Source organism: Halorubrum sp. Boch-26, from assembly GCF_029889805.1.
Classification (GTDB): Archaea; Halobacteriota; Halobacteria; order Halobacteriales; family Haloferacaceae; genus Halorubrum.
This window is the reverse complement of the sequence record NZ_JARANT010000007.1, coordinates 26,827-49,835: the sequence shown is the minus strand read 5'-3', so window position 1 is coordinate 49,835 and position 23,009 is coordinate 26,827. Positions and strand designations below refer to the sequence as shown.

Annotated in this window: 22 protein-coding genes, 2 tRNA genes and 1 pseudogene; 10 read left to right on the top strand and 15 right to left on the bottom strand. The window is 65.5% G+C overall.

Features of this window, described 5'->3' with window-relative positions; genetic code table 11:
- Positions 1–63: 63 nt before the first annotated feature.
- Positions 64–1,176 (top strand): annotated as a pseudogene (gene larC, locus OQF71_RS02110) (nickel pincer cofactor biosynthesis protein LarC); the annotation flags it as partial.
- 36 nt (positions 1,177–1,212) lie between these two features.
- On the opposite strand, the gene OQF71_RS02105 reads toward larC, so the two are convergent.
- Positions 1,213–1,497, bottom strand: a complete 285-nt coding sequence (locus OQF71_RS02105; protein WP_280585493.1) for a hypothetical protein — start codon at positions 1,495–1,497, stop codon at positions 1,213–1,215.
- Between the two features lie 573 nt (positions 1,498–2,070).
- Here OQF71_RS02105 and aspS point away from each other — a divergent pair.
- The 3 genes from aspS to OQF71_RS02090 all read left to right on the top strand — a co-directional run bounded on the left by aspS (position 2,071) and on the right by OQF71_RS02090 (position 4,629).
- A complete protein-coding gene (aspS, locus tag OQF71_RS02100) occupies positions 2,071–3,375 on the top strand; it encodes an aspartate--tRNA(Asn) ligase (protein ID WP_280585492.1) in 1,305 nt (434 codons plus the stop codon).
- 200 nt (positions 3,376–3,575) lie between these two features.
- On the top strand, positions 3,576–3,881 hold the full coding sequence (locus OQF71_RS02095) for a hypothetical protein (protein WP_280585490.1): 306 nt from the start codon (positions 3,576–3,578) through the stop codon (positions 3,879–3,881).
- A 1-nt stretch (position 3,882) separates the two neighbouring features.
- Positions 3,883–4,629, top strand: a complete 747-nt coding sequence (locus OQF71_RS02090; RefSeq protein ID WP_280585489.1) for a DUF4382 domain-containing protein — start codon at positions 3,883–3,885, stop codon at positions 4,627–4,629.
- Between the two features lie 430 nt (positions 4,630–5,059).
- Here the strand turns inward: OQF71_RS02090 and OQF71_RS02085 are convergent, their stop codons facing one another.
- Positions 5,060–5,737: a VTT domain-containing protein gene (locus tag OQF71_RS02085; protein WP_280585488.1), complete on the bottom strand. Its 678-nt coding sequence runs from the start codon at positions 5,735–5,737 to the stop codon at positions 5,060–5,062.
- A gap of 66 nt (positions 5,738–5,803) precedes the next feature.
- Positions 5,804–6,631, bottom strand: a complete 828-nt coding sequence (locus tag OQF71_RS02080) for an NAD(+)/NADH kinase (protein WP_280585487.1) — start codon at positions 6,629–6,631, stop codon at positions 5,804–5,806.
- 121 nt (positions 6,632–6,752) lie between these two features.
- Here OQF71_RS02080 and OQF71_RS02075 point away from each other — a divergent pair, with 121 nt between their 5' ends.
- Together OQF71_RS02075 and OQF71_RS02070 are read left to right on the top strand one after the other, a co-directional pair.
- Positions 6,753–8,192, top strand: a complete 1,440-nt coding sequence (locus tag OQF71_RS02075; protein WP_280585486.1) for a KaiC domain-containing protein — start codon at positions 6,753–6,755, stop codon at positions 8,190–8,192.
- A 77-nt stretch (positions 8,193–8,269) separates the two neighbouring features.
- A complete protein-coding gene (locus tag OQF71_RS02070; RefSeq protein ID WP_280585485.1) occupies positions 8,270–9,124 on the top strand; it encodes a mechanosensitive ion channel family protein in 855 nt (284 codons plus the stop codon).
- Positions 9,125–9,233: 109 nt separating this feature from the next.
- Here OQF71_RS02070 and OQF71_RS02065 read toward each other — a convergent pair.
- The 5 genes from OQF71_RS02065 to OQF71_RS02045 form a co-directional block, all read right to left on the bottom strand.
- Positions 9,234–9,304, bottom strand: a tRNA-Gly gene (locus OQF71_RS02065).
- Positions 9,305–9,679: 375 nt separating this feature from the next.
- Positions 9,680–10,645, bottom strand: coding sequence for a hypothetical protein (locus OQF71_RS02060; RefSeq protein ID WP_280585484.1), 966 nt, complete (start codon positions 10,643–10,645; stop codon positions 9,680–9,682).
- Positions 10,646–10,987: a hypothetical protein gene (locus tag OQF71_RS02055; protein ID WP_280585482.1), complete on the bottom strand. Its 342-nt coding sequence runs from the start codon at positions 10,985–10,987 to the stop codon at positions 10,646–10,648. It abuts the gene before it with no gap.
- A gap of 21 nt (positions 10,988–11,008) precedes the next feature.
- Positions 11,009–11,497: a hypothetical protein gene (locus OQF71_RS02050; protein WP_280585481.1), complete on the bottom strand. Its 489-nt coding sequence runs from the start codon at positions 11,495–11,497 to the stop codon at positions 11,009–11,011.
- A gap of 152 nt (positions 11,498–11,649) precedes the next feature.
- Complete coding sequence (locus tag OQF71_RS02045; RefSeq protein ID WP_280585480.1) at positions 11,650–12,792, bottom strand: site-specific integrase; 1,143 nt, start codon at positions 12,790–12,792, stop codon at positions 11,650–11,652.
- A gap of 313 nt (positions 12,793–13,105) precedes the next feature.
- Between OQF71_RS02045 and OQF71_RS02040 the strand changes: the two genes are divergently transcribed.
- The gene (locus tag OQF71_RS02040) at positions 13,106–14,548 is read left to right on the top strand and encodes a M28 family metallopeptidase (protein WP_280585479.1); all 1,443 of its coding nucleotides are present in this window, start codon (positions 13,106–13,108) and stop codon (positions 14,546–14,548) included.
- 31 nt (positions 14,549–14,579) lie between these two features.
- Here the strand turns inward: OQF71_RS02040 and OQF71_RS02035 are convergent, their stop codons facing one another.
- A complete protein-coding gene (locus OQF71_RS02035) occupies positions 14,580–15,548 on the bottom strand; it encodes an NAD+ synthase (protein ID WP_280585478.1) in 969 nt (322 codons plus the stop codon).
- Positions 15,549–15,966: 418 nt separating this feature from the next.
- On the opposite strand from OQF71_RS02035, the gene OQF71_RS02030 reads away from it, so the two are divergent.
- Positions 15,967–16,533 (top strand): Rrf2 family transcriptional regulator, encoded by a 567-nt coding sequence (locus tag OQF71_RS02030; protein ID WP_280585477.1) that lies wholly within the window; start codon positions 15,967–15,969, stop codon positions 16,531–16,533.
- On the opposite strand, the gene truA is transcribed toward OQF71_RS02030, so the two are convergent.
- The 3 genes from truA to OQF71_RS02015 form a co-directional block, all read right to left on the bottom strand.
- On the bottom strand, positions 16,530–17,450 hold the full coding sequence (gene truA, locus OQF71_RS02025; RefSeq protein ID WP_280585476.1) for a tRNA pseudouridine(38-40) synthase TruA: 921 nt from the start codon (positions 17,448–17,450) through the stop codon (positions 16,530–16,532). The genes OQF71_RS02030 and truA overlap by 4 nt on opposite strands.
- Positions 17,447–17,959 carry a universal stress protein gene (locus OQF71_RS02020; RefSeq protein ID WP_280585475.1) on the bottom strand — a complete coding sequence of 171 codons (513 nt, stop codon included), beginning with the start codon at positions 17,957–17,959 and terminating at the stop codon, positions 17,447–17,449. The genes truA and OQF71_RS02020 overlap by 4 nt, the downstream gene beginning before the upstream one ends.
- A 226-nt stretch (positions 17,960–18,185) precedes the next feature.
- Positions 18,186–18,386: a DUF1427 family protein gene (locus OQF71_RS02015; protein ID WP_280585474.1), complete on the bottom strand. Its 201-nt coding sequence runs from the start codon at positions 18,384–18,386 to the stop codon at positions 18,186–18,188.
- Between the two features lie 115 nt (positions 18,387–18,501).
- Here OQF71_RS02015 and OQF71_RS02010 point away from each other — a divergent pair, with 115 nt between their 5' ends.
- Complete coding sequence (locus OQF71_RS02010) at positions 18,502–19,068, top strand: peptidylprolyl isomerase (protein WP_280585473.1); 567 nt, start codon at positions 18,502–18,504, stop codon at positions 19,066–19,068.
- A 44-nt stretch (positions 19,069–19,112) separates the two neighbouring features.
- On the opposite strand, the gene OQF71_RS02005 is transcribed toward OQF71_RS02010, so the two are convergent.
- From OQF71_RS02005 to OQF71_RS01995, 3 genes are all read right to left on the bottom strand, one after another.
- On the bottom strand, positions 19,113–20,060 hold the full coding sequence (locus OQF71_RS02005) for a D-2-hydroxyacid dehydrogenase (protein ID WP_280585472.1): 948 nt from the start codon (positions 20,058–20,060) through the stop codon (positions 19,113–19,115).
- 93 nt (positions 20,061–20,153) lie between these two features.
- Positions 20,154–21,329 carry a cystathionine gamma-synthase gene (locus tag OQF71_RS02000; RefSeq protein WP_280585471.1) on the bottom strand — a complete coding sequence of 392 codons (1,176 nt, stop codon included), beginning with the start codon at positions 21,327–21,329 and terminating at the stop codon, positions 20,154–20,156.
- A 93-nt stretch (positions 21,330–21,422) separates the two neighbouring features.
- Positions 21,423–21,533 (bottom strand) — tRNA-Glu (locus tag OQF71_RS01995).
- 422 nt (positions 21,534–21,955) lie between these two features.
- Here OQF71_RS01995 and OQF71_RS01990 point away from each other — a divergent pair.
- Positions 21,956–22,954, top strand: coding sequence for a phosphate uptake regulator PhoU (locus tag OQF71_RS01990; RefSeq protein ID WP_280585470.1), 999 nt, complete (start codon positions 21,956–21,958; stop codon positions 22,952–22,954).
- Positions 22,955–23,009: the final 55 nt, after the last annotated feature.

The window sequence follows — 23,009 nt, the reverse complement described above, 5'->3', positions numbered from 1 at the left end:
ATCCCCTCATTACATAAATAGATCTAACTCATATTTCTCATTTCCCTAGTCCTCTTCCTCTACCACGACCACAGCCACGATCACAGCCACAACCACGACCACAGCCATGACCACGCCGAGGGCGCGGGCGTCCATCGCAGCTACTCCGAGGTTGTCGCGCTCGTCGAGTCGATGGACCTCCCGGACGCCGTCGAGTCGCTGGCGCTCGACGCCTTCGAGCGCCTCGGCCGCGCCGAGGCGTCCGTTCACGGAACGGGACTCGACGAGACGCACTTCCACGAGGTCGGAGCGGACGACGCGATCGCCGACGTGGTGGGGGCGGCACTCCTGATAAACGACCTCGATCCCGACCGCGTCGTGACGACTCCCGTCGCCGCGGGCGGCGGCGAGGTCGAGATGAGCCACGGCGTCTACCCGGTCCCCGCGCCGGCGACGACCGAGATCGCGGCGGGCGCCGACTTCTCGACGGTCGGCGGCCCGGTCGACCGCGAGCTGCTCACGCCGACCGGGGCCGCGATCCTCGCCGCGGTCGCCGAGGGTGTCGGCCGCCTGCCCGCCCTCGACCTCGACGCCGCGGGCTACGGCGCCGGCAGTGCGACGTTCCCGGAGCACCCGAACGTGCTCCGCGTGCTCGTCGGCGACGGCGGTGACCCGGGCGGAGACGAGAGCGTCGCTGACGCCTCGAACGAGCCCTCCGGCGACGGTCTCGTCCGCGACGAGATCGTGGTCTTGGAGACGAACCTCGACGACGCCGCGCCTGAGGTGCTCGGCGGCCTTCAGGAAACGCTCGCACGCGCCGGCGCTCGCGACGTGACGATCGTCCCGACGACGATGAAGAAATCGCGGCCGGGGCACCTCGTGAAGGCCATCTGCAAGCCGTCAGACGCCGAGGCGGTCGCGGAGCGACTCGCCCGCGAGACGGGGACTCTCGGTGTCCGGCAGTCGAGCGCGAGCCACCGGTGGATCGCGGAGCGCGCCTTCGAGGCGGCGACGCTCGCGATCGGCGGCGACGACCACGAGGTCTCGGTGAAGGTGGCCTCGACCGCCGACGGCGACATCTACGACGTGAGCGCCGAGTACGACGACGCGGTCGCGGTCGCCGAGGCGACCGGGACCCCGATTCGAGACGTGCTTCGGCGGGCCGAGGCGCAGGTGCGCGAGGACATCGACGAGTAGCTCTCCGGGCCGGTCGCCGAACTCGTCGACTTCAGATCAGCCGCGATCCACCCGTTCGACGCGCCCCGGTTCCACGCCGAACCCGTCCGTCAGTCGTTCTCTGACCGGTCGATCGCCGTCGACGGAGAGGGTCGCGACCGCCTCGACCGTCGTGTCGTTGAGCCCCGGTTGGATGCCGGCGATAGCCAGTTCGTCGACGGACACGCCGTCGACCCGATCCAGCTGTCTGCGGGCGCCGGCGACGAGGTCCCCGCCGGCCGACTGTGAAACCCGGACTGTCACCGTCGCTTCCACCGTCTGCGTGCGGATGGCTGCTGCCATGAGCCCCTCGCCGCGAGTCGAACGCGGTGCGGCCTCGAACGCCCGACCTCGCCGTCGGCGCCCGCGGGGAACGGGCGACGGGCGCGGTCGGTGCTCGCGAGGGGAACACGGACGTGCCCGGACGATTCCGCGGTCGATACGGCGGCGGCTGGAGAGGACAGGGTGCGGTCCGTCCCGAGGGGGAATATCCCCAGCCGACGCGCGCTACGCGGTCGGCCGGACGGACCGTGTACCCGGAGTCCAGTAGCCGTTCCAGCCGCGAAACCCGTCGCCGTCGAGGGCGGCGGGCGTCGAGACGGTGGAACGGAGGCGGGTCATACGTGGGCTCCGGCGACGCGGGTGCGCCGTTAACAGACTGATATGTCGGACTGTTATTAAATCTATGGCGAGAGTGTGAGACAATTGTTCGCACGGACTCGGCGGTGGGGTCCGAGCGAGCGACCGCCCCGAATCCGATGCGAGCGACCGCCCCGAATCCGGGGCGAGACCGCCGCGCGCGACGGGTTCCGTCGACGCCGAGACGACAGGCCTATGCCGAACGCCCGACCAGATGCACCTAACACAGACACCGTCATGATCGAGCGAATCCACACGTCGGACGTCGAACCGGACGCGGACGAGGTCGCCATCGCCGGCCACGTCCACGAGATCCGCGACCTGGGAGGCCTCGTCTTCCTCATCGTGCGCGACCGCGAAGGCCTCATCCAGATCGTCTTCAAGGAGGAGCGCGAGCCGGAGCTGTTCGAGGCCGTCCAAGACGTCGGCGCCGAGGACGTGGTCCGCGTCGTCGGCGAGCCGCTGGAGAGCGACCAGGCCCCCGGGGGCGTCGAGATCGCGCCGACCGAGTACGAGGTCATCGACGAGGCCGACTCCCCGCTCCCGCTGGAGATCTCGAAGGACATCGAAGTCGACCTCTCGACCCGGCTCGACAACCGCGCGCTCGACCTCCGGAAGCCGGAGACGCTCGCCGTCTTCACCCTGCGTTCGAAGCTGATGACGGCGATGGAGGAGTGGTTCGACGACGAGGGGTTCGTCGATATCAAGACTCCGCTCATCTCGAAGGGCGGCGCCGAGGGCGGTGCCGAACTGTTCCCGATCCTCTACTACAACAAGGACGCGTTCCTCTCGCAGAGCCCCCAGCTGTACAAGCAGATGCTGATGGCGTCGGGCTACGAGGCGGTGTACGAGACGGGTACCGCGTTCCGCGCCGAGGACTTCGCGACCTCCCGTCACGTCTCCGAGATATCGATGTTCGACGTGGAGCTCGCGTACATCGACGACCACGACGACGTGATGGACGTCCAGGAGGAGTCGCTCCGGTACTCGCTTCGCGCGGCCGCCGAGAACGCCGAGCGCGAGCTCGATCTGCTCGACGTCGACCTCGACGTGCCCGAGGACGACTTCCCCCGGATCGCCTTCGAGGAGGCGCTCGACATCCTGGAGACCGAGTACGGCCACTTCCCGGACGACCCGACCGACCTCGACACGAAAGGCGAGAAACTGCTCGGCGAGCACTTCGAGGAGCAGGGCCACCCCGCCTTTTTCGTCGTCGGCTACCCAGACGAGAAGTTCTACTACATGCAAGACGTCGAGGGCGACGACATCGCCTCGCGGAAGTTCGACCTCATCTATAAGGGACAGGAGCTCTCTTCGGGCGGTCAGCGCGAGCACAACGTCGACCGCATGGTCGAGGTCATGGAGGAGGAGGGCGTCGAGACCGCCAACTTCGAGTTCTACATCGAGGCGCTCAGCTTCGGCACCCCTCCCCACGGCGGCTACGGGCTCGGCATCGACCGCCTCGTCCAGAAAGTCGCCGACCTCGACAACATCAAGGAGGCGATCATGTTCCCGCGCGACCCGAACCGGCTCGAGCCGTAAGCGGGTCGCCCGGTCCGCGGCCGCGTTCCCGACCGCAGTTCTCTCGCCGCTCTTTTATAAACTACTCTCTGTCTCCCCGTCCGAGACGGGGATCGAACTCGTCAAGCCGCGTACTTGCGATTAAGTGGAGTTAATTCGGACGCAACTGGACTGAACCGCCTGTATCGTTTAAATAGGTCTGGTGCCGAGTGGAAATCGTCATGAACGCGATCCGAACGACACTGATCGTGGCGCTCGCCACGGTGGTACTGATCGGTACCGGCGCGGCCGCCGGCGCCGTCGCGGCGACGCCCGGACCGGACGATACCTCGGGCGACGCGGGGCCGCCGAGCGACTTACCCGACCAGGTGCCGGACTTCGTCGGCGACATCCTGAGCAACGTGAACGACTTCCTGTCGGGCGGCGTCGACGACCTCGGCGAGACCGTGAGCGGTATCGCCGGTAACGGGGACGACGCCGAGACCCCCGACGCCGAGTCCGACGGGACCGCGTCCGGAGGCGCGTGACGTGACGGAGCGCACGCTCGACGCCGACGCGTCCGGTCCCGATACGATCTCTCGGCGGGCCTACCTGCAGGCGACCGGTGCCGCCGCGCTCGGGGCGACCGGCCTCGCCGGGTGCGTCGGCCGGGCGACCGGAACGCTCGCGACGCAGGTGACCGATCAGCCGGCCGACATCGCCGACTTCGAGTCGCTCGTGGTCACCGTCGAGGGGATCTGGCTCGGGCCCGAAGGCGCCGAGAGCGGCGCCGAGATGAACGGGACGGACGGCGGGAACGCGACCGATGAGGGGAAGGCGACCGACGGCGACGACGGCGGCGAGACCGACGAGGGAGGCGAGGAGGACGAACCAGCCGGCCGCGAGCACCACGAGTTCGACGAGCCGCAGGCGGCCGACCTCGTCCGGCTCCAGAACGGTGAGACGCAGCTGATCGACGAGCGAGAGCTGGCGGTCGGTACGTACCGGTTCCTCCAGCTCGACGTCTCGAACGTCGACGGCACCCTCGAAGGCGGCGACGAGGCCGAGGTCGACCTGCCGGGCAACGCGCCGCTCACGTTCAACGAGGCGTTCGAGGTCCGCGAGAGCACCCGAACGAGCTTCACCGCCGACTTCGCGCCTGTGCGGCGCGGGACCGGTGCGTACCTCCTGCGTCCGGTCCCGCAGGGGATCGAGGTCTCCTACGAGGGGAGTGACGGGAGCGAAGGCGGTGAGGGCGAGGGAAGCGACGGAGCCGGAGACGACGGCGACGCGTAGGCGGCCGCGATCGGACTGACGCAGCGCCCATTCCCCCGGTCCCCCGTTGAAGCCGCGTTCGGCCGACACCACCACGTCGGGCCGCCGCGGCTTCGGGGTTAGGGCTGGGACGGTCCCGGGAATCGGGGACCGGGGGAATGCACGCTCGCATCGGTCCTCACACAGGCACACGACTCGGGTCGACCGTTCGGAGGCATTCCGCGTCCGAGCGGTCGACAACGTCCCACGTACAGATAGCGATACGACCACGTACAGATAGCGATACGACCACGTACAGATAGCGATACGACCACGTACAGATCGCGGTCCGATCCGGGCCGCGCAGTCACGGTGACTGACTACCCCGTCGCGATCCGTCTTTCCCGCGGCCACGACGACCGACCGTTCTCCCGCGTCTGCCACCGACCGAGACCCTCTCTCACCGAGACGGTCACGCCGTCGACGCGGACCCTCCGTCGGAAAGCGTTCGATACAGCGGACCGGCGAGCAGCAGCCCCCCGGCGCCGGCCATCGCGATCAGCACGGTCGGATCGACCGCTGAGAGGTCGCCGGCCGCGAGCCGGTCGAGCGAGACGCCGGCGGCGACGCCGACGATCACCCACGGAAGCTCGCCGACCGCGGTCCCGAGGAGGAACGGTCGCGTGCGGATCCCCGCGGCCCCCGCCCCCACCGAAACCGCGTCCGAGGGGAGCGGGAGCAGCCGGGTGGCCGCCACGGCCCGGACGCTCCCGGCCGCCGTTGCCAAGCGCTCGCCCGCGTCGCAGAGGCGGTCCGCGGCCCGGAAGGCGCCGCGTGCGCGAATCCGGCCCGCCCGCGCGAGGCGATAGGGGAGGATCGCCGTCGCCACGAGGAGGGCGACGCCGAGCGGGACGCCGACCCAGCCGTACCCGAACCCGACGGCCACGGCGAGCAGCGTCGTCGGCCACGCTAAGAGGGGTCTGACTGCCGTCAGCGCGAGCAGCGCGACGCCGAACCGCACCGGGTCGGCGGCGAGAAGCGACAGCCGCGTGAGGACGGTCTCGGGCGACGCGAGCCAGGCGGCCGCCGACGCGACCGCGACGGCGACGCCCGCGGCGACGTATCCGAGCAGGACGGACCGGCGGTTCACGGCCGACGGTTCGCTCCGGGGGATAAACGCTTTGTGGACGCGCTCGACCGTGGCGGTGTCACTGACTCACGAGAGCTTCCCGAGCGCCTCGAAGAAGTCTGACGGCGGGCCGGCGATCCGCATCGGCGGCGTGGTCCGCTCGACGGTCACCTCGACCGGCGCGTCGAGGGTCGTCTTGTTCCGGCCGTCGCTGACGACGACCGCCTCCGCGACGCCCTCGACCGCCACCGTGACCGCGGCGTCGACGTCGACGACGAGCGGCGGCATCCCCGCATCGGCGGCCATCTCGTTCACGACGAGTCCGCTCACGCCCGGACCGACGAGGGGGCCCCGCTCGGAGAGGTTGTACGCCGTCGAGCCGGTGGGCGTCGCCACGAGCACGCCGTCGGCGTGCCCGCCGGAGTAGCGGCTCCCGTCGACGCGCACCTCGTAGTCGATGCCGGCGCCGGGGCCGCGGCGGTCGCTCTGGATCACGATTTCGTTCGCCGCCGGCACCGAGGTCCAGTCGTCCGCGTGCGCCGCGAGCCGCGGCGCCTCTCGAACGTCCAGTCCGCCGCGGGCGAACGCCTCGATCTCGGCGAGAACGGTCTTCTCGGCGTCCGCCGGGGAGACCGCGTTGAGGAATCCCACTTCGCCGAGGTTGACGCCGACGATCGGGGTGCCGCCGGCGTTGCGCGCGACGAAGAGGAACGTCCCGTCCCCGCCCACCGCGACGGCGAGGTCCGCCTCGACGAGAGCGTCGACCGAGCGTCCGCGGTCGCTCTCGCCGAGCGCGTCGGCCGTCTCCGCGTCGAGCCAGACGGACTCCCCGGCGGCGACGACCGCGTCGCGTAGGTCCGCCGCGAGGCTTACCGCGCCCTCGCTCCCCTTCCGTGCCACGATGCCGACCTCCATGCGCCACAGATTCTCGCCGCCGGACAAAAGGATGCGGACTTCGGCCCCGGATTCCGCAAAGTTTCAAGCCGACCGGCCGCGTTGCCCGACACATGTCGACCGCCCACGGCCGACTGGAACGATGAGCGAGGAGGACGACTGGTTCGAGCGCGCGCTGCGCGACATCGACGAGGAGTCCGATCGCTCGGTCGACGGCGAAACCACCGACGGTGAAACCACTGACGACGAAACCACTGACGACGAAACCACCGACGGCGAGGGCGACGAGGCCGAGGGCGACGAGGCAACGGAAACCGAAGGCGTCGATGATCCCGACGACGCCGCGAATGCGGCGGGCAGCGACGCCGGAACCACGGGGGAAGACCGCCCCGGGGTTGACGAGGACACCCCGTTCGGCGGCGTCCGCGACGAGACGGACGAGACCGAACCGGACGACGCCGCCGATGAGAGCGAGCCCTTCGGCGGGGGTTCGTTCGGTGACGCCGATCCGTTTGCCGGCGGAGCGGCCGGTGATGAGGGCTCGTCCGATGAGGCGGCCGGCGACGATTCCGGTACCGAGTTCGGCGACGGGGACTTCGATGCCCCGGAATCGCCCGTTCCGGACGAAGGCTCGGCGGATCCGTTCGGCGGAGCCGAGAGCGGCGGAGGCGGCGACCCGTTCGGCGGCGCCGGCGCCAGCGACTCCTTCGACGGCGGATCGTTCGGCGACGACGACCCCTTCGGCGGGTACCGCGGAAACGCCTCGGCGCAGTCGGACGAGCCCGGATTCGGCGAGTTCGGCGGAGGCGGCGGCCCCGGCGGCCCCGGCGGTGGCCCGCGGGGAGAAACGGGATTCGATGTCGATCCGGACGAGTTCGAGTCGTCGATAGCGCGCACCGATGTCGGAATACAGGGGCTCGACGACATGATCCTCGGCGGGGTTCCGCGACGCTCCCTGCTCTCCGTCATCGGCGGGGCGGGGACCGGGAAGACGACGTTCGCGCTCCAGTTTCTCAACGAGGCGCTCGAATCCGACGGGAAGGGCGTCTACATCACCCTCGAACAGACGCGCGAATCGATCTTCTCGACCGCCGAGGAGAAGGGGTGGGCGTTCCGCGAGGCCGCCGCCGGGGATCGGCTCGCCGTGGTCGCGATCGACCCCATCGAGATGGCGAACTCGCTCGCGTCGATCCGGAACGACCTCACCCGGCTCATCGCCGAGTTCGACGCCGACCGGCTGGTGCTCGACTCCGTCTCGCTCCTGGAGATGATGTACGACCACCCGGCGAAGCGGCGCTCGGAGGTGTTCGGGTTCACCCGATCGCTGAAGGAGGCGGGCGTGACGACGCTGCTCACCTCCGAGGCCAGCGAGGAGAACCCGTACGCCTCCCGCCACGGTATCGTCGAGTACCTCACCGACGCGGTGTTCGTGCTCCAGTACGTCCGCGGCTCGGACTTCCGCGAGACGCGGCTGGCCGTCGAGATCCAGAAGATCCGCGACGCGAACCACTCTCGGGAGACGAAGCCATACGAGATCACCGACACCGGCATCTCCGTCTACGGGCAGGCGAACATCTTCTAGCCGAGCTCACGCCGTCCCCCGCGCAGTCTCCCCTCTCACACGACAAGGTTCATTCCGCGCCCGCCGCTGTGTCAGCCATGGCCATGTCGCAGGTTGCCACCGAACTGGTTCCGAAGTACGTCGGGCTCTTCGGGCAGATCGCCGAGTTCCTCGTCGTCGCCGGCGCGCTGTACCTCCCCGGCCGGTACGTCGTCAACCCGATCGTCAGTTGGGTGGTCACCCGCCGAACGCTCGAACCGACCCTCGAACGAACGATAGAGAAGCTACTCGGCGTCGGCACCCTCGTCGCCGCGCTGGTCGTGGGGGCGTGGGCCGCGGGGTTCACCGGATTCCTCGGCGGCTCGGCGCTCATCGTCGCCGCGCTCACGCTGGCCGTCGGGTTCGCGGCCCAAGACGTGCTGTCGAACTTCGTCGCCGGCGTGTTCATCGTGCAGGACCGGAACTTCAATATCGACGACTGGATCGAGTGGAACGGCAACGCCGGCTTCATCGACGACATCGGGTTCCGGGTGACCCGTATCCGGACGTTCGACAACGAGACGATCACGGTGCCGAACACCGAGCTCGCGACGAACGCTGTGACGAACCGCATGAGCAACGACACGCTCCGCATCTCGGCGACCTTCGGTATCGGCTACGCCGACGACATCGACGAGACGACCCGGATCCTGTTGGACGCGGCCGCCGACCACGAGGAGGTCATCGACGATCCGGCTCCGTCGGTCCGCGTCGCCGGCCTCGCGGACACGGCGATCGATCTGCAGGCGCGCTTCTGGATCGCCGACCCGGATCGGGAGGAGTTCTCGGTGACGCGCTCGGCGTACATCCGGACCGTGACGGAGCGGTGTCGCGACGCCGGAATCGACCTCAGCACGACCAGTCAGCACGCGGTTTCGGGCGATCTCACGGTCGATGACGCGGGCGGTGTCTAAGCGGATCGCCGTCGCTCGGAGTCGCTATATCGCTCGCCGCAGATATGCACCGTCCGGGACCCCCGCGAGCTTGCGAGCGGGGGTACGGACGGTGCACGGACGAAGTGAGTGCACCGTCCGGGAATTGAACCCGGGCTATTAGCTTGGGAAGCTAATGTCCTACCACTGGACCAACGGTGCTGGTAATCAGCAACATTTTCCGGATGTTGCCTCTGTTCGATCTCGCATTTGGCTAAAACGCATCCTCTGTTATAAACTCATTCATTGTGCTACTTCGAGGGGCAGTACAGTATCTCGTGGGAACACAACATTTGCCCGCTCAAAGTATTGCTACTGTACAATCACTCTGTTGAGATCCACTCTACAAACATAGCAAAGTCTGTGTATGAGATTCTCTAAAAGCGCAAACTGATCGTATCCCGCTCAAAGAATGGCTTAGAATTTGTTTCAACAGGAGCAATGTAGCGGAAGCCTCTGGTTATGCCATACTGTGACAGGAGATCTCAGTAATCTAGTTCTGAATTTTCTCCTCAACGTATTGGAAGACAGCTGTAGTCACAATGCTAACCTCTCTTCTGATGCGAACACGTAGATACTCCTTATCAAGAGTGTAGCGCTGATCGCAGTATTGAGAGCAACTTCTGGGGAGGTATCCCACCGCTCAAGAACTTCAGTGTCATCTCCATGTGCCCCTCCCTTATTTCTAATCTCAGCTAAAGAAAACACTCGGCGCTTGTGGACTTTTCTTACTAGATCATCTCCCTGTAAATGATTCACCACTGGGATGATGCCGGAAGCACTCCCGTAGTCGCGGTCTTCGTTACCAAAGTCTGCTCCAATATGTCTAAGAAAGTCCTCAAATGCTCTTCCGACGGCACTTATCGCGTCACCCGGTGAGGTGGAGTGTTTCATGTACCCACTTGACAAATCCGACTTAGTATCTTCGTCTAAGAAATTCATCAGCTCCTCACCAAGAATCTCATCAAGATAAATACGAACCTCTAATTCGGAGTCTAACGCTTCTCTAAGCTTTTCTATCGACTGAGTTGAATCAGTAGGTATCTCTCGAACCTCAATGGACACCTCTCCGTCTTCTGTCAGTATGCCTGAATAAGATCCTAATCTCTGAAAATATCTTTGTACGTACTCGGCATCACTAGATAGATCAGTATTGGCAGCGAATACCATCTGTGTTGCCTGCTCAGATGAATATCCTCTCTTGAGATAGGTCGCATAATCAATAAATGGTTGATAACTCAGAAGTGCCCTCTCAATAATCGTGCCACGCTCAGATGGCGGTAATTGCTGAACAAGATCGTCGTATTCAATATCTAATGTAAGCGTATCATCACCAACTATTATATCTAATTCTCGGAGTATCCTTATTGACTCTCGTACTTTCCGAGTGGATTCGTCCACAAACTGCGCTACAGCACTCTGATCAGCATCATCATCCAGTTCTGAAAGGGCAAATAGTACCTCAGTAATATCTTCAGGTGGAACTACGTAGGCGGGAAACATCTATTCTGAAGCCGTTCCTTTTACCGATTCAATTACCGAGATCACTTCTTCACTATCCCAATCTTCTGAAGAGATCTCAATCTCTATTGTTAAATCCGCATTCCCATCTACTGTTCCCTCTGTCATTTCAATTTTTGCTGTCCCCTCGCTAGATTCTGGCGGATGGTTGTCTGATTCGCCATCCGGCTCAACAGATTCAGATTGTTCGGATTCAACAGAATCCTCAGTATCTGATTCGTCTTCATCAATGGGTAGTTCTTCCTGAGCTACCCCATCGTTTTTCGGTGGTTGTTCCTCCGTTGTCAGTCTAGAGAGGAACTCCGAATATTCTTCATTAATCACAAGACGGGTGGGATAGTCACCTTAACCCCGTGTGTAGTTCCCGACACCACACTGATCTAAGATCTGTAAGAATGTCCCTGCCGCCGATTTTAGAGTCCGATCACCAACTCCGAAATCAAAGTTAATCCCGATTTCACTCTGGACAATATCGCGCTCCAAGTACTGTTCACCATTGTTGCTTGTTAACTCTCCACCAACAATTTTCAACAATTCTCTGTAGAAACCGTATCCGCTAACCAAATCACGGAATAGCTCTTTTTCTTCTTCTGGAGCAAGCCTTCCGTACCCGATCTGCTTCCCCTCGGTTGTAGCCTGATATTCACCGTCCAGTTCCGAAAACAATCCAAGCCTAACAGCGGCTTCAAGAGTTCTGTCAAATGTAGATCCTCCCAGTTCGTCAGTCTGTTCTTCTAAATCATCTTTGTTCATCCCTGAAGCGTCACGTAACTCCTCACATAACAGACGAATGTTTTCAACTGTAGCGTCGTATGGAGGCTTTGAATAGCTCATGTTGAGCCAATGGCACACAATATGTAATAAATTGAGGTGTTCGGGGGAGCGCTTTCGAGGGAGAGTAATTATTGGGTCTGGTCTACTATCATTAAATTGGGTACGGAGTTGGTGTATGACCGTTTTATCAAGATTCTCATACTATTTCTACCCTACCACTTTGAGTCAGCCAATTTCTCTCGTTCTTCTGAACCAGAGTGGATATACCGCTCAGTTGTCTCAATTTGCTTGTGACGTAGCTGTTCCTTCGCATTGTGAATACCCTCTTCGTTGGCGCAAAGAGTAGCAACACCTCGACGGATCGAATACCAAGTGAGATCGCGATTCCGAGGTTCAATATTTGCCCGCTCAATGAGTTTGTTTAGCAAATTGTTCAGAGAACCAGAACTGTAGGGGTTCCCGTATTTTGTGAGCCAGATCGCATCGCTATCGTCGTATTTTTTCAGGGCATCACGCTCGTCCATCCAGTTACTCAGGGCGCGTGTTGCCTCACTTGACAGCACGACTTCCCACATTGAATCTCCCTTACTCGATTCCTTGGAGGGGATCACGAGTTCTTGATCGCGGAGGTTGATCCACTCTGTGTTCGACCGCTTGACCTCAATGGGTCGGAGTCCCGTGTCACAGCAGACTGCGATAATTGACGGGTACTTCCAAGAACCGGCTTCTTTGAAATCCTCCGGACCAATCTCGTCAACTTTCACCCCGTTCCGATCTGCAAGGTGATGAGACAACCGTTCCCGCTCAATCGGGGTCAGTGATTTGTTGTTATAACTGCGAAAATCAGATATTTCCAGCGCCGCTTCATACAATCGACCGAGTTCGTACTTTTTGAAGTAACTATGGCTCATTGATGAGCCACCCTTGCTGTTCAGGTATCCAGGGTCCCACTCGTAATCGCGACCCTTAGCACGATTGAAGTATTTAAACAGTCGCTTGATCGCCTTTTGGTACTTTGCTACCTCTGACTCGGGCTTTGTCGTTCGTGCGTTGAGTAGTTTGATCAGGTCGTCGGCATCATCAGGAGTGAAATCTGTCGTGATTCCATCTTTCTCCCATTTCCAGCGGTATGCGTGCTCAATGCGATAGTGTGTCTGCCGAACCGTCTCTATCGCATATCCATCTCCCTTATCTGGAGCTTTGCCAGTCCGGAGTAACCACTTGAGGAGGTCGGTTTTGAACCCCTTGTAGTTCTCTCGGTGTAGTGGAGGGTATTCTTCGAGGTCTTCTACGGTTGACTCTGCAACTGGTGAGACAGGCAATTCTACATCGTCGTCGTCAATCGTGTCGAACATGGCTGATTCATGTAGTAGCCCTGAGGGGTTGGCAAACCGCAGTACTGCGTGGGGATTGCCGGATTAGTGTTAGACCAGTACATTACTGACCTATTTTCACTACCAAATTCGGAGGAAAGTGGATATACCGCGCGTCTTAGCTCCCAACGCACCAGTACCCGATTGAACCGACGGGCTATTAGGTTGGGAAGCTAATGTCCTACCACTGGACCAACGGTGCTCAAACGGAAGTGCCCGACCGGCCCACTTCAACGTAGCGTTTCCGGTGCCGGGAGCCACACGTTTAACACGCTTCCGAGGCAGTCAGTGCTCTATGCACTCACAGCCGACCGAAGCCGACGCGTCCGCCACGTCCGAGGCCGTCGAGCGCGTCCGCGAGCGACGCGCCGCGCTCGCGCCGGCGCTCGCCCGAGCGTGGACCGACGACGAGCCGTGGCGCTTCCTCACCGATCTCACCGCGATCGGCAGCCGCATGGCCGGGGGCGACGGTGAGCGCCGGGCGGCGGGGATCGTCGCCGAGGCGTTCGAGCGCGCCGGCCTCGCCGACGTCGACACCGATCCCTTCGAGCTGGACGCGTGGGAACGCGAGCGCGCGGAGCTTCGGGTCCACGTCCCGGATCGGGTGGGAGAATCGGCGACCCGGGAGTTCGAGTCTATCGCGCTCCCGTACTCGCCCGGAGGCGCGGTCTCGGGCGCGCTCGTCGACGTGGGATACGGAACCCCCGCTGAGATCGACGACCGCGACGTCGAAGGGCGGATCGCCGTCGCCTCGACCACGACCCCGTCGGGCGGGCGGTTCGTCCACCGCATGGAGAAGTTCGGGTACGCGATCGACGCCGGCGCGGTCGGCTTCGTCTTCGTCAACCACCTCGACGGGCAGCTCCCGCCGACCGGCTCGCTGACGTTCGGCGGGGAGGCCGACGCGGTCGCCGTCGGCGTCTCCAAGGAGACCGGGGCGTGGCTCCGTGAGTACGCGATCGGTGAGGGACGAAGCGTCGACGATGCCGACGCGCCGGGGGCCGCCGAGGCCGAGCTCACGGTCGAGGCGACGACCGCCCGGGGCGAGAGCCGGAACGTCGTCGGCCGCGTGGGGCCCGACACGGACGACCGCCTCCTGCTGCTCGCCCACTACGACGGCCACGACATCGCGGAGGGGGCGCTCGACAACGGCTGCGGAATCGCGACCGTCGCGACCGCGGCGGGGATCCTGACCGAGGCCGCCCTCCCGATCGGCGTCGACGTCGTCGCGGTCGGCGCCGAGGAGGTCGGGCTGCTCGGGGCGGAACACTTGGCGGAGACGCTCGACCTCGACCGGGTACGGGGGGTGATCAACGTCGACGGCGCGGGGCGCCACCGGGACCTCGTCGCGCTCGCGCACGCCTCCGACGCCGCCGCGTCGATCGCGAAGTCGGTGTCGACGGCGACCCGCCAGCCGATCGCCGTGGACGCGGAGCCGCACCCGTTCTCCGACCAGTGGCCGTTCGTCCGGCGCGGGGTGCCGGCGCTTCAGCTCCACAGCGACTCCGGCGACCGCGGCCGGGGGTGGGGCCACACGCACGCCGACACGCGAGACAAAGTCGACGACCGTAATATCCGAGAGCACGCAATTCTGACGGCGCTGCTCGTCTGCGAGTTCGCCGCGCCCGAGCGGGACGTGCCCCGGCTCGATCGCGATACGCTCATCGCCGAGTTCCGCGACGCCGACTTCGAGACGGGAATGCGCGCGGCCGACCTCTGGCCCGCCGACTGGGAGTAGGCGGCTGGTCCGGACGGGACGGAGGGAGTGACTACCCCCCGCGTCCGGTCGGCACGTCCGGCGTCATGCGCTTGTGGGCCGTGGCCCGGTGTCGCGCGAGCAGGTCGGCGACGACCTCTTCGTCGATGTCGACCTCAACGTCGTCGCCTTCCGACAACTGCTCCGCGATCGTCGCGGCGTCGAGCCCGCGGTCGACGCCGAGCCAGAGCACGCGGTCGATGACCTCGTAGGGGGCGCCGAGGTCGTCGGCGTCGCGCTGTCCCGGGAGGAACCCCGCGGTCGGCGGCTTCTCGACGACGAACTCGGGGACGTCGAGCTCGGTCGCGAGCGCGCGGACCTCGGTCTTGTACAGGTGGCCGATCGGATGCATGTCGGCGCCGCCGTCGCCGTGTTTCGTGAAGTAGCCGAGCAGCAGCTCGCTCCGGTTGGCCGTCCCGCAGACGACGCGGTCCGTCGCGTTGGCGGCGAGGTACGCGAGCGTCATCCGGAACCGCGCGACCGCGTTGCCGGACAGCACCGGCTCGTCGTGGAGGTCGAAGCGGTCGGGCGCGACCGCGCCGAACTGCGCGAACAGCGAGTGGAGGTGGACCGTGTCGTGCTCGATCCCGAGCGCGTCCGCGAGCGCCTCCGCGTCGCGTGCGTGGTGCGCGCCGACCTTGTTACACGGGAGTATCAGGCCGTAGACGCGGTCCGCCCCGAGCGCCTCGACGGCGAGCGCCGCCGTCACCGTGGAGTCGAGCCCGCCGCTCATGTTGACCACGACCCCGTCCGCGTTGGCGGCCGCGACCGACGACTCGACGAACGACCGGACGCGCTCGCGCTCCTCGGCGGGGTCGCGCAGGTTCAGGTCGTGCGATCCGGACGGTTCCCCGAAAACCGCCCCGTCCGCGGCCGTTTCGTCGGTCGGGTCCGTCTCGTCGCCGGTCACCGACCGGACCGCGCTCGCGGCGCGATCGTCCAGCGAGTCGCCCTCGAAGGCGGGGGATCCGCGCTCGCTCATCGGTCGGCCCTCCGGTCGCTCGGGCCGTTGCTTCGCGATTCCGCCTGGGAGCTGCGACCCCGTACCGTGATTCGGCGGCGACGCGGCCGCGGTCGCCCCCCGGTTCGACGATTCATGTTCACCCGCCGCTTCCGAACGGACGAATAAATACTCACGGTGCCTGCTGTATAAGGTATTATGCGTATTTCACAGCAGACTACCGTATATCGGGTGTATCGTTGTCCATAAACCAATCATAATGGAACAAGAGCGCATGTTCGTTTTATTATGGCGCGAGTAAATATATTAAATATTGTTTCGTGGCTATTCTGTGGGGAATAGACTGTGTTCGTTTATTTATCGGCTATAAACAACCATATATAGAATATAAGGTGTGTAGAAGCAAACGTTTATTCATATCAAAATTCTCCGTTGGCGTATGTCCACGATACAGCTTACGTCAAGCCAGAAACGCGTGCTTACCGCGCTCGTAAACCTCGCGGAGAACGCCGACCGACCGGTGTCCGGGAGGAAGATCGCCGAGGCGATCGACCGGAACCCCGGCACGGTTCGGAACCGGATGCAGAGCCTCCGCGACCTCCGGTTGGTCGAGGGGGTCCCGGGTCCCTCCGGCGGATACGTCCCCACCGACGGCGCCTACGAGACCCTCGGCGTGGAGCGGATGGACGGCGCCGAGACCACGCCGGTCTCGGTCGACGGCGACTCGGTAGAGGGGGTGAACGTCGAGGAGATCGACCTCTCGAGCGTCGCTAACCCCGAGCTCTGTCGCGCGGAGCTCGTGATCCGCGGCTCGATCGAACCCATCGAAGCCGGCGACCACGTCACCGTGGGTCCGACGCCGGCAACCGGGCTTCGGCTTTCGGGGACCGTCGACGCCACGGAGGTCGACGGCAACACCCTCCTGTTGCGGGTCGACGGGATGGAGACGCCCGCCGCCGACGCGGCCGACACGGCCGACGCGGCCAACGCAAGCGCGGCCGATTAAGCGGCGTCGCCGTCGCGTCGATCCCCCGGCTCTCCCGACTCTTCCGTGTCTCCCGCGATCCGGTCCCGGATCGCGCCCGTCGCGGCGGCGACGTGGCGCGCCATCCGGTAGCGCTCGTCGAAGGCGACGCGGGCGCTCTCAGCGGCCTCCCGATCGACGTCGAAGGAGACCCCGTCGTACGCGACGTCCCACAGCACCAGCGGCTCGGGCGGCGCGGGGCCGACGCCGATCTCGCCCGGCACGGGCTCCGCGCCGAGCAGCCGGTCGATCCGCGACGGCTCGGTGTGTCCCCGGCCGACTGCCCGGACCGCGGCAACGAGACGCCGGACGAGCGAGCGCGCGAACCCGTCGGCGGCGACCTCGATCACGAGCAGGTCGCCGTCTCGCGTCGCCGCCGCGGTCAGGTCGCGAACGGTTCCCGCATCGTCGCTCGTCAGGTTGTGGAAGTCGTGGCGTCCCGAGAGCCGATCGAGGGCGTCGCGGACGCGGTCATCGTCCACGGTATGGGTCGGGTCCGTCGCGGAAGCTCCCGCCTCGGGCGCGTAGAGGTGATACCGGTACGTCCGCCGAACCGCGTCGTGGGTCGCGTGGAACCCCTCGCGAACGTCGGCGGCCGCCCAGACCCGCACCGATCCGGGGAGGTGCCCGTTGAACGCCCGCGGCGTGAGCCACGTCGGCGCCTCGAACGCGACCGTCTGGGCGAGGGCGGAGACCCCGGCGTCGGTTCGGCCCGCCGCGGCGTATCCCGGCGGCGTCGCGTGCGTCGGCCCGTCACCGCGGTCGAGAATCCCGTGTTCGGCGAGCGCCCGGAGGAGGGTCCCCTCGACGGTCGTCGCGTGCGGCTGGCGCTGGAAGCCGGCGAACTCCCGGCCGTCGTACGCGATCCGAAACGCACGGGTCGTCGCGGCGCCGGTCACGCCCCGTTTTCAGCCGACTCGTCGCGCTCATCGACTCCCGTCATCCCGCCTTCACCTTCCGACGCCGCGCCGCTCTCCTCTCGGTCCGTCATCGGCACGGTGACCACGGGGACGGGAGAGATCCGCACTATCTTCTCGGTGACGCTCCCGAGGAGGACCCGACGGATGCCGCTACGGGTGTGGCTCGGCATCACGACGATGTCGGCGCCGGTGTCGGCGATGGCGTTCTCGATGACGTCGATGGGCTCGCCTTGCCGGATGTCGCCGACGACGTCGACGCCGGCGGCCTCTAGCTCCGCCGTCACCGCCTCGACGCGCTCGTGTGCGGCGGCCTCGATACGCTTGGCGAACGCGCCGGCCTGCGGCCCGCGGAGCGTCTCCGCCAGCGTGTCGACCGCGGAGACGACGTGAACGGTGGCGCTGTAGCGATCGGCGAGGCTGGCCGCGTGCGGGACCGCGTCGTTCGCCTCGCCGCCCGGGGCGACCGGCAAGAGGATGTCGTCGTACATACGTAACACTGCTCGGGCCGGGTGCAAAACGATACCGGCCGTTCGGCCGAGACGGGTGGTTGACGCGTGAACGAGACGGAGCAGGCGGAGCGTGCGGGACGGAGCAGGCGGAGCGTGCGGGACGGTGTCGGGACGGAGTAGTCGGGGCGGAGCAGGTGAATCGGGCGGGACCGTATCGGGACGGAGTTGTCGGGGCGGGACGGAGTGGTCTGGTCGGGGTGAACCGTCAGAGCCCCAGCGCGTCGAGCAGGTCGAAGCCCACACCGACGTAGCCGACGAATTTGAAGCCGAGATAGATCCCGACGATCGCCATCACGCCCGGCAACTCCGGCGGGGCGGGAATCGGGACGCGGAGGAACGCGAACAGCGCGCCGACCGTCACCCCGACGAGAAGCGCGGCGGCGGTCAGGACGGAGGTCGAACTCATGTCGACGCGTCGGTGATGTCCGCTTAAAAACGCGATGTTCGCGGTCGTCGGTCCGACGGCGCGCGCGACGACGCGGATGGGTAGGGTTTTCCGGTGCGCGTCCGTTCTCAAAGACATGGCACGCGAGGTTTCCAATCCCGACAATCCGCAGGTGACACTCCAGACGAACCACGGCGACGTCGTCGTCGAGCTGTTCGCCGACCGCGCCCCGAAGACGGTCGAGAACTTCCTCGGGCTGGCGCGTCACGACCCCGCCGCGGACGCCGACCCCGCGCGCGACACGAACACGTGGGAGGACCCTGAGACCGGCGAGGTCCGCGGCGACTCGCTGTACGACGGGAACGTCTTCCACCGCGTCATCGAGGACTTCATGATCCAGGGCGGCGACCCGATGGAGAACGGTCGCGGCGGCCCCGGATACCAGTTCGACGACGAGTTCCACGACGACCTGACTCACGACGGCCCCGGGATCCTCTCGATGGCGAACTCCGGCCCGGACACCAACGGCTCGCAGTTCTTCGTCACGCTGGACGCGACGCCGCACCTCGACGGCAAGCACGCCGTCTTCGGCCAGGTCATCGACGGGATGGACGTCGTCGAGGAGATCGGTGCTATTCCGACCGACCGCCGCGACGAGCCCCGCGACACGGTCGAGATCGAAGGCGTCACCGTCGACGAGTGAGACGCGACGCGGTCGCCGTCTATTTATAAGGGAGCAACGGCCACTCAGATCACGCGGTTCTCCAGCTCCGCGCCGTCGTCGAGCCGGTCGAGGTTGCCGGCGAGGATGTCGGCGACCCGGTCGTAGTAGTGCGGCGTGTGGCCCGCGTTGTGCGGGGTGATGGTGACGTTCCCCAGGCCCCACAGGGGGTGGTCCTCGGGGAGCGGCTCGGGGTCGGTCACGTCGAGCGCGGCCCCACGGATCCGGCTGTTCCGGAGCGAGGAGACGAGCGCGTCGGTGTCGACGATCGGTCCGCGCGCGATGTTTATCAGGACGGCGTCGGAGCGCATCGTCTTGAGCGCCTCGGCGTCGACGAGCCCCCGCGTCGTCTCGGTGAGAGGGCACGCGAGCACCACGTACTCCGCGTCGGCGATCGCCTCGTGGAACGCGTCGAAGCCGTGGACTTCGTCGGCCGGCCCCCCCTTTTCGGGTGAGTACCGGACCCCGATCGTCTCGACGTCGAACGACTCCAGCCGGTCGAGAATCGCCTGTCCGATAGCCCCGAGTCCGACGACGGCGACCGTCGAGCCGTACACCTCGGTCGTCTCGTAGGTGCGCCACTCGCGCTTCGCCTTCTGACGCTGCGCGCGCGGCCACCCCCGAGCGTGCGTGATCATCGACCCGACGACGTACTCGGCGATGTTCGGCTTGTGGACCCCCGAGGCGTTCGTCACGGCGACGCCGCGGTCAGCGAGGGCGTCGCGCGGCAGGTGGCCGGTCCCCGCGAACACGCAGGCGAACAGCTCCAGATCCCCGGCGGCGGACAGCAGTTCCTCGTCTATGTGGAGCCCGACCGCGACGCGGGCGGTCGCGATCAGCTCGCGCTCCTCCGCGGGCGTTCGCGCCAACGCGATGTTGCGGTCCGGGAGTCGCTCGCGGAGCGACGCGACCAGATCCGTGGCGTCCGATCCGTGGATCGTCTGTCGCAACACGAGTACGTCTGGATCGCTCATGGCGGGTGACTCGGCGCGACCGATATAAAGGGTCCCCGTGCGGCGAAGGGTGCCGCCTTCGGGACGGGGCGGAGCCCGACGACTCGCGCTCGACTACTCCGGCGCCGCGTCGAACGCGGCCTGCAGGTCGGCCCGCATGTCCTCGATATGTTCCAAGCCGACGGAGACCCGGATGAGCCCGTCGGTGAGCCCGGCCGCGAGGCGCTCCTCGCGCGGGATCGCGGCGTGGGTCATCGCGGCCGGCTGCTCGATGAGGCTCTCGACGCCGCCGAGCGACTCCGCGAGGGTGAACACCTCGGTCTCGCTCACGACGGTCGACGCCCGATCGAGGCTCCCGTCGAACTCGAAGGAGAGCATGCCGCCGAACGCGTCCATCTGCTCGGCCGCGAGCCCGTGGTCCGGGTGGCTCTCCAGTCCGGGGTAGTACACGCGACTCACGTCGTCGTGATCCTCCAGCCACTCCGCGAGCGCCATCGCGTTCTCGCAGTGCCGGTCCATCCGCACCGGGAGCGTCTTGGTCCCGCGGAGCACGAGGAAGGAATCGAACGGGCCGGGCGTCGCGCCCACCGAGTTCTGGTAGAAGCCGATCCGCTCGTCGAGGTCGTCGTCGTCGACGATTAGCGCCCCGCCGATCGTGTCGGAGTGGCCGCCGAGATACTTCGTCAGCGACTGGCAGACGATGTCCGCCCCGTGTTCGAGCGGGCGCTGGAGGTACGGCGTCGCGAACGTGTTGTCGACAGCGCAGAGCGCGTCGTTCGCGTGGGCGATGCCGGCGAGCGCGCCGATGTCGTTGACGTTCATGAGTGGGTTCGTCGGCGTCTCGACCCACACGAGCTCCGTCTCATCGCGTATCGCGTCCCGGACCGCGTCGTGGTCGGTGGTGTCGACGAAGCTGGTGTCGACGTCGTACTCGTCGTACACCTGCGTGAGGATGCGGTGGGTGCCGCCGTACACGTCGTCGCCGGCGACGACGTGGTCGCCCGCCGACAGCAGGTTCAGGACGGTGTTAATCGCGCCCATCCCCGAGGAGAAGCAGCGCGCGTGACTCCCCGACTCCAGCGACGCGAGGTTCGCCTCCAAATCGGTCCGTGTCGGGTTCCCGGTCCGGCTGTACTCGTAGCCGCGGTGGTCGCCCGGCGCGTCCTGTTCGTAGGTGGAGTTCGCGTGGATCGGCGTCATCAGCGCGCCGGTCTCGGGATCGGGCTCCTGTCCCGCGTGGATCGCGCGGGTCTCGAAGCGCGGGCCGTCGCCTTCGGGGTCGTCGCTCATATCGGAGACTCGTCGGCGAGCGTGGTGATTCTTCCCCTTCGGAACGGCGGTGGCCGAACGACCCCGTCGCTGGCGACGCGGGTCCGTGAGAAATGCTCGGTCAGGGATTTGAACCCTGGTCGTCGGCTGACTTCCGAACCGGCGCGCCGTCGCGCCGCATCCGTCGAAAGGCCAACATGATTGGCCGGACTACACCAACCGAGCGCGAATGAGGATTGCGCCCCATGCGATTTAACTCTTCTCAACTTCTACCACCGTGGGACGGCGCGACAGGGGCTCGGTTACCGGGATCGACCGGATTAGAAACCCGCCGAACGCGTCGGTCGCCTCCTCCGTGATCCGTTGCTCGTGGGATACCGTCTGCCCGACGCTCGCGACTGGCTCCCCCGAACCGCGCCCGGGAGCCCCAAGCGTGAGATTCGCCCCCGAACTTCGTCGGACGAAACACCCGACATATATCTATATAGAACTATATAAAACAGGTGAAATCGCACGACCGCTACTTTTATGATAACCTAGTACCGGTGTAAAGCGGGCTAATTACCAGAATGGAGCCACCTTCGTACGACAACTGAGGAGTATATATTTCGGATAGATTTAAGGGAGATCGTGTGCGATACCGAGACATGGAAACGAGGAAGGTGCAGGTCACCGGCGGCTCGACGTACACGGTCTCGATCCCGAAGACGTGGGCGACCGACAACGACGTGGAGGCCGGCACCAAGATCGAGTTCTTCCCGGACGGCGACTCGCTGTTTCTCACGCCGCGGTCGGAGGAGGAGCGCACCCGCGGGACGCTTGACGTCACCGACCTCTCGGGACAGGCGCTCACGCGCGCGGTGACGACGATGTACGTCAGCGGGTTCGACGTGATCGAGCTGGAGGGCGCCGAGATCACCACGGAACAGCGCTCCAAGATCCGCGAGGCGGTCCAGAGCCTCGTCGGGTTAGAGGTGTTAGAGGAGACGCGCGACCGGGTCGTCATTCAGGATCTGCTCGACTCGTCCGAGCTGTCGATCCATAACGCCGTCACCCGAATGCGGCTGATCTCGCTGTCGATGCTGGAGGACGCGCTCGCCGCGCTCTCCGATCTCGACCACGACCTCGCACACGACGTGATCGGCCGCGACGACGACCTCGACCGCCTGTGGCTCGTCGTCTCCCGGATCTTCCGGGCGACGATGCGCACGCCGAAGGCGGCCGAGGAGGTCGGGCTCCCGCGCGAGGAGTGTTTCGACTACCACTCCAGCGCCCGTCAGTTGGAGCGGATCGGCGACCACGCCACGAAGATCGGTCACCTGACGCTCAGCATCGAGGAGCCGCTGCCCGACGAGGTCGTCGAGGCCGTCAGCGATCTCCACGCCGACGCCGTGGAAGTGATCGACACCGCGATGGACGCGTTGTTCGCCGACGAGAGCGAGGAGGCGACGCGGCTGGCGAACGACGCCCGGACCGGCGTCAGGGCGATAGACGAGCGGGTGCGGGCGATCGACGAGCTCCTCCGCGACCTGGACCCGGCCCGCGCCCAGCTGCTCGGCCTCGTCGTCGACTCCGTGCTCCGGTCGGCCGACTACGGCGGCAACATCGCGGAGACGGCCCTCCAGAAGGCCGCGCCGACGCCGTGAGCGAGGAGGGCGGTGGGTCGCCGACGGGGCGGTGGGTCGCCGACGGGATGGTACC

Excerpts from the sequence above, each read along its gene's own strand:
- OQF71_RS02050 (WP_280585481.1), bottom strand. The coding sequence starts at position 11,497 with ATGAGCTATTCAAAGCCTCCATACGACGCTACAGTTGAAAACATTCGT.
- aspS (WP_280585492.1), top strand. The coding sequence starts at position 2,071 with ATGATCGAGCGAATCCACACGTCGGACGTCGAACCGGACGCGGACGAG.
- OQF71_RS02030 (WP_280585477.1), top strand. The coding sequence starts at position 15,967 with ATGTCCACGATACAGCTTACGTCAAGCCAGAAACGCGTGCTTACCGCG.
- OQF71_RS02035 (WP_280585478.1), bottom strand. The coding sequence starts at position 15,548 with ATGAGCGAGCGCGGATCCCCCGCCTTCGAGGGCGACTCGCTGGACGAT.
- OQF71_RS02020 (WP_280585475.1), bottom strand. The coding sequence starts at position 17,959 with ATGTACGACGACATCCTCTTGCCGGTCGCCCCGGGCGGCGAGGCGAAC.
- OQF71_RS01990 (WP_280585470.1), top strand. The coding sequence starts at position 21,956 with ATGGAAACGAGGAAGGTGCAGGTCACCGGCGGCTCGACGTACACGGTC.
- OQF71_RS02080 (WP_280585487.1), bottom strand. The coding sequence starts at position 6,631 with ATGGAGGTCGGCATCGTGGCACGGAAGGGGAGCGAGGGCGCGGTAAGC.
- OQF71_RS02060 (WP_280585484.1), bottom strand. The coding sequence starts at position 10,645 with ATGTTTCCCGCCTACGTAGTTCCACCTGAAGATATTACTGAGGTACTA.
- OQF71_RS02040 (WP_280585479.1), top strand. The coding sequence starts at position 13,106 with ATGCACTCACAGCCGACCGAAGCCGACGCGTCCGCCACGTCCGAGGCC.
- OQF71_RS02005 (WP_280585472.1), bottom strand. The coding sequence starts at position 20,060 with ATGAGCGATCCAGACGTACTCGTGTTGCGACAGACGATCCACGGATCG.
- OQF71_RS02095 (WP_280585490.1), top strand. The coding sequence starts at position 3,576 with ATGAACGCGATCCGAACGACACTGATCGTGGCGCTCGCCACGGTGGTA.
- OQF71_RS02070 (WP_280585485.1), top strand. The coding sequence starts at position 8,270 with ATGGCCATGTCGCAGGTTGCCACCGAACTGGTTCCGAAGTACGTCGGG.
- OQF71_RS02010 (WP_280585473.1), top strand. The coding sequence starts at position 18,502 with ATGGCACGCGAGGTTTCCAATCCCGACAATCCGCAGGTGACACTCCAG.
- OQF71_RS02105 (WP_280585493.1), bottom strand. The coding sequence starts at position 1,497 with ATGGCAGCAGCCATCCGCACGCAGACGGTGGAAGCGACGGTGACAGTC.
- OQF71_RS02000 (WP_280585471.1), bottom strand. The coding sequence starts at position 21,329 with ATGAGCGACGACCCCGAAGGCGACGGCCCGCGCTTCGAGACCCGCGCG.
- OQF71_RS02015 (WP_280585474.1), bottom strand. The coding sequence starts at position 18,386 with ATGAGTTCGACCTCCGTCCTGACCGCCGCCGCGCTTCTCGTCGGGGTG.
- OQF71_RS02075 (WP_280585486.1), top strand. The coding sequence starts at position 6,753 with ATGAGCGAGGAGGACGACTGGTTCGAGCGCGCGCTGCGCGACATCGAC.
- OQF71_RS02045 (WP_280585480.1), bottom strand. The coding sequence starts at position 12,792 with ATGTTCGACACGATTGACGACGACGATGTAGAATTGCCTGTCTCACCA.